This window comes from Hymenobacter rubripertinctus, assembly GCF_003583925.1.
GTDB lineage: Bacteria > Bacteroidota > Bacteroidia > Cytophagales > Hymenobacteraceae > Hymenobacter > Hymenobacter rubripertinctus.
The window spans coordinates 1-4,673 of sequence record NZ_QYCN01000079.1 but is presented as its reverse complement, the minus strand read 5'-3'; the positions used below and the strand labels follow the sequence as shown (position 1 = coordinate 4,673).

4 protein-coding genes are annotated in these 4,673 nt (G+C 53.6%); 1 reads left to right on the top strand and 3 read right to left on the bottom strand.

Features of this window, described 5'->3' with window-relative positions; translation table 11 throughout:
- Together mobV and D0T11_RS21450 are read right to left on the bottom strand one after the other, a co-directional pair.
- Nucleotides 1-1,238, bottom strand: a 1,238-nt coding sequence (gene mobV, locus D0T11_RS21465) for a MobV family relaxase (protein WP_119657852.1), incomplete at its 3' end; no start/stop codon positions are given.
- Between the two features lie 980 nt (nt 1,239-2,218).
- Nucleotides 2,219-2,548, bottom strand: coding sequence for a hypothetical protein (locus tag D0T11_RS21450; RefSeq protein ID WP_147374785.1), 330 nt, complete (start codon nt 2,546-2,548; stop codon nt 2,219-2,221).
- Nucleotides 2,549-2,777: 229 nt separating this feature from the next.
- Here D0T11_RS21450 and D0T11_RS21445 point away from each other — a divergent pair, with 229 nt between their 5' ends.
- Nucleotides 2,778-3,344: an RNA polymerase sigma factor gene (locus tag D0T11_RS21445; RefSeq protein ID WP_119657848.1), complete on the top strand. Its 567-nt coding sequence runs from the start codon at nt 2,778-2,780 to the stop codon at nt 3,342-3,344.
- Between the two features lie 346 nt (nt 3,345-3,690).
- Here D0T11_RS21445 and D0T11_RS21440 read toward each other — a convergent pair whose 3' ends face one another.
- A complete protein-coding gene (locus D0T11_RS21440) occupies nt 3,691-4,260 on the bottom strand; it encodes a replication/maintenance protein RepL (protein ID WP_119657847.1) in 570 nt (189 codons plus the stop codon).
- Nucleotides 4,261-4,673: the final 413 nt, after the last annotated feature.

Genomic DNA, 4,673 nt, shown 5'->3' with positions numbered 1-4,673 from the left:
TGCCCTTTGCTTTGCGCTTGGTCGCGTTGCGTGGTGCGCTGCACGGCCTGGTCATATGCTTCCTTCATCGGCACCCCGCCGGGGTTCAGCTCGGCCAACTCGAACCGGCTGCTGGTGGGCGTGTGGCGTAGCTGGCCCTGTTTAGTGGTCGGATCTTCCTGGTAGATGTATCCTGGAAGCTTTTTGAGTTGCTCGGTCAGGTCGCTGACTTGGCGGATTGGGGCCTTTAGGGCTTGCTGGACGTGTTTTTCGGTCTCGGTCTGGATGTCCGTACGCACTTGGTGCGCGTAGGCCAGCACGTCCGCTGGCAGCGTCTCGCCCTGGGCGACCTGCACCAGAGCGCGGGTAAAGCCCCCCTCAACATCCTTCCGTACCTGGATTTGGCTCGTTTTCGTGCCCTCTACGCTCGCCAACTGCCGCGCTAAGGTCTTTTCCCGGTCTTTGGCTCCGGCGCTGTCCTGCGCGATGCTAGCCGCCTTGCTGGCCCGTTCGTTGGCCGCGGCGAGCTGCCGGACCAGCTCCGCGTTTAGTTTGGCCTCCTGGTCGGCCCGCCACTTGCTCAGGTTAACCAGGTCCAGCCCGCTCGGCCCCTCGATGCTCAGGCGCGTGGCCGGCTCCGGCTTAGTCAGGTCGGCCAGCTTTCCCCGGCTCCGTTCCTGGGCCCCGTAGACGTGCCGCATGACCTCGTGCTTGGCGCGGCTGTGCTCGACCCCGCGTTCCATCCCGAACGGCTTCATGGCCTCGGCGTAATCGGTCTGGAGCTGGCGTAGGGTTTTGGGGTTGAAGCGGTCCTTGGCCGATAGCCGCCCGTCCTCGGTGATAGGCACAACGACGGCGTGAAAGTGAGGCGTCAGCTCGTCCTGGTGCAGGGTGCAGCTCACTACGTTTTGCTCCCCGAACTGAGCCTTCAAAAATGCAATATTGGTCTCGGCCCATTTGCTACCGTGCCAGTCATGCGGGGTTCCGTCGGCTTGGCGCTTGAATGCCTCGGGGCTGGCCGTTAGCAGCACCTCCACCCCGCGCACCGAATCATGCCGGACTTTGGCCCCGGCCTCCTGAATGCGTTCGGTGGCCAACTCCCAATAATTGCGCTCGGCCGTGTTGATATACTCCCGGTTGAGCGGCTTGCGCTCGGTGTCGGCGTTGGGCGTTTCGCGCTGCCGATAGTTGTGAGCGGTCTTGGCCGCGCCCGCCTGGGCGGTCTTAATCTTGGCTACTCGACAGATGGCGTAGGGCATGGGGCGGTGGGGAAAGGGGATTTACGAGGGTGTAGGGCCGGCTGCAAGCCCCCTGCCGGACAAAGTCCGGTATAGTGGGTTATACCGTCGCTTTTCTTGAACAGTTTTGGGCCCAATATTTACGCTTATTACTTACGCTAATGGCACTTTTTCAGGGTACATTTTAGGCAAAACTTACGCTTAAAACTTACGCTAATACCCTTATTTACCGATTTTGACGCGCTGCATTCGGGTGGCCTTAGCGTTGATTTCTTGCCGCTCGTTGTACTGTACCCTGTCGATAACAGAGTTATCAGCTACCCCCGCCCACGCCTGCACCAACCCCCGTAATTGACTCAGTGCTTCGGCTGTCGGCATCCCCTTAACCTGTGCGAGTGTTTCCGTAGCTGACCGTCCGACCGCTACCAACTTCTCAGCTAAATACCGTTCATCTCCGGTCGCGGGAGTAGGCCAGGCCTCCCCCCGCTTGACAAGCTGGTGCTGCACCACTCGGCACGAGACTGAACAGAATTTACCCCCTCGACGCTTCGGCTCGTAGTCCTTACCGCATTTTTGACACTGTACTATCATATGGTGAAAGTACAAAATTAGACACTATACATGGTACCTTTAACCAACGCATGTGGGCAAAATATCCCTACTTTCAAGAACACAAGCCATAATTAGCTGCTACTAGACAGGTTTTGCCTGCTGGCATTTGGGCAGATAGACCTAATCTTTAAGCAGCTATCCTAATGGGCGATGACCTCAAATTTGGGCCCGATGCCCAAACCCCTGCGCAACGGGCCTACGTGCTGCAACAAGCGAAAGCAGCAAACCCTGGGATAGTCCGAAACGCAACCCCGTATACGCACCAGCTCTACGGGCGCTACGTTGCCGGTGAGCTGAGTTGGGCGCAGGTATGCGAATTGCGGGACGCCCATAAGGCCGTTCCGGGCATTGATACTCCGGCCTAGCTTGCCCGTTCCGGGCATAGGTTTTCAGGCATGCCACGCCGCATTGTCTGGGTTTATCCCCAACTGCCTTAACGCCCCGGCCCGCCAGTTCAGCAAGTTTTCTAAGTCCGTTTCTAAAACGGCTACCCGCCCTGGAGCATCCTCCATCAATTCGGGGTCCTCAGTGCTTTGCCAGAAGCAAAGCTGTTCCTGCACGTCGGTTATTTCCTTGGTAAGCTCCACAATACGAGCCTGAATCCCCCCTTTGGTTTCCATCGTGGTTTGCCATTTAAAACCCAGACAATGCGGCGTGGCATGCCTGAAAACCTGATAATAGAACGAAAAAGCCCCGTGCAGCAGAGGGCGAACCTTCAACGCTGTACGGGGCTTTCAGACTCTGCGTCTGCGGGCTGATTTATTCCTGGCCGGTTGCTCCTCAGCAGAGCCGGTTACGCTTCAAACAGCTCCCAAAATTAAGGGTTTTTCTCCTTTTGTTTGGCGGTTCGAGGTAAGCTTAATTGAGGTTGGTGCGGGGGAGAATGTTAGAATCCTATAGCCCCGCTATTGCGTAAATAGCCATCATTTTGGACTGCTTATTCGCTTCATGCCCCTCCCCCTCGCTGCGGCGCTGTCCATAATATCGGATGAAGAAGAGCTTGTACAACGCTTGGTGGCCCGCGACGAGCAGGCTCTCCGCTTGCTCTATGAAAAATATGCCAAGACCCTGTTGGCAACCATTCAGCGTTTGGTCCGAGACGAGATAGTAGCGCAGGACATCTTGCAGGAGAGCTTCCTGAAAGTGTGGTTAAGTATTGACACCTACGACGCTGACCGGGGACGTTTGTTTACCTGGATGGTTCGCATATGCTCTAATCAGGCTATTGATTACCTGCGCAGTCCCCGCAACTCCTTTTATCGGGATAGTTCGTCGCTTGAGGTCGGCAGTGTGCAACGGATGGCAGCCGTCTCTACTTTCAATCCCGAACACATCGGGTTACGTGAACTAATACTCTGCCTCAAGCCTCAACACCAAGAGGTCATAAACCTGCTCTACTTCGGGGGCTACACCCAAGCAGAAGTAGCAGAACACCTTCACACTCCGTTGGGCACGGTGAAAACCCGTATCCGTACCGCGCTGCATGCGCTCGTTAGTTTAGCCAGGGTGTCCTAATACTATCTGTTCATTAAATTCTAATCGGGGAGGTCGATGCGAAGCGGCTAGCGTAGCGGCATCAGCCACGTTCCTATCTGGTTATCTACTAAAACCGGGGCTGGTGCTACTTCGGCTAGCCGCCTCAGAACGACCTCCTCGATTAGAATTTTAGGGTTGAAATCAAACTCTCATGGTGTTGACCGTTTGGCCGGCTCTCTCTCCGCTGCGGGCAGAAGTGGGTACCAACACCAACCCCGCTTCAGGTCTTGCTCCTCGGCGGTATCGAGCACTGGCGGGCCTGCGACGTGGGACGGATACTTCAGCTCGTCCGGGAGCTGCGCGTATTCTTCAATAGTGAGCATTGTTAGTCAATATTAAGTGGGGGAATGGCATCAAATACCGACAATTGCTGTGGGTCGCTTTGCTTTGACTTCTTCTTTTTGACATAGCTGCGCACAAAACTTACCCGGTCCCCATTGAACATTATCATGGGGTTGATGAAGTACACATTCTCGTTGTAGCCCCTAGCAATGATTTTTGCCTCTATCAAACTGGCAAGAGCAGCATATATTGGTTTAATACTCTTGTAATGAGTGTATTGCATACATTCATCAATGAAAAATTCCAGCTTATCTGACTTCGGTTTCATCTTCTGCATGATGTACCCAAAAACCCTGATAGCAGGCTTAGAAAGCTCCCAAAAGCTCTCAAATTGGCTTAAATAGAGCTTCGTGAATTTTTCTTCGTCTACCTCTATCTCTCGAATGAACATAGTATGGCCCAAAATCTCGCCTGTCTTAGGGTCAAATGCTTGCAGCATTGCACTCTCACCAGTGCGAGTTGCGGTCTTGTACTTGCGAGAAATTTGCACCTCGTCTAATGCCTTATCTAGGAAGGGGTTAGTTCTATTCCTTTCAAAATCGGAAAGTTTCATTTTACAAAATACGGTTAAAAAGGAAAATCTGATTTCCCTTAAAGGTAAATATTACTTTCCAAATGAGCATCAAAAAAGAAATTCATACTTTCTTTTTTGCTATCATTTATGACAAGTGATACTTTCTAGGTTGGAAAGTCCCGCTTTCCAGTATGGAAAGTGATTAGTATTAGTAATCAGGTAGTTAGATAGGGTTACTTCTTAAGTTCTTAAATTCAGGGTATTTCGGCCTCGAATTACCTGGTGATTTGCCCCCCTTTGCTCTGCCCTTTGCTTTGCGCTTGGTCGCGTTGCGTGGTGCGCTGCACGGCCTGGTCATATGCTTCCTTCATCGGCACCCCGCCGGGGTTCAGCTCGGCCAACTCGAACCGGCTGCTGGTGGGCGTGTGGCGTAGCTGGCCCTGTTTAGTGGT